This is a genomic window from Mesorhizobium sp. M1A.T.Ca.IN.004.03.1.1, assembly GCF_003997555.1.
In the GTDB taxonomy this organism is placed as follows: Bacteria; Pseudomonadota; Alphaproteobacteria; order Rhizobiales; family Rhizobiaceae; genus Mesorhizobium.
Genome location: NZ_RZTV01000207.1, coordinates 1 through 280 on the forward strand (window position 1 = coordinate 1; position 280 = coordinate 280).

General features: G+C 56.1%; 1 pseudogene. It reads right to left on the bottom strand.

Annotated features, from left to right (window positions below):
• Nucleotides 1–280, bottom strand: a pseudogene (locus EOD29_RS31360) (transcriptional regulator); the annotation flags it as partial.

The following is a 280-nucleotide window of genomic DNA, read 5'->3' on the forward strand; positions in this document are numbered from 1 at the left end:
AAAGTGATTTCGACGGGCGTGCCGAAGACAGTCGTTGTCGAGATCAGGGAAAGCAAGCCAGCCTTGGTCGAAAGCTGAAGGGGAACGGCGATGCCGGCATAGTCGGTATGGACCTCGCCGGCAGTTTTAGGCGCTGGATAGGATAGCAACTCCTTCAAAAGCTTGTCCAACATTAGATCGCCCGAAGCCGAGAACTGTTGGCGCAGCCTGCTGATAAGGTGGGCGCGCCATTCGGAGAGGTTTTTGACATGGGGCGCCAATCCTTGTGGATGCAGGCTGA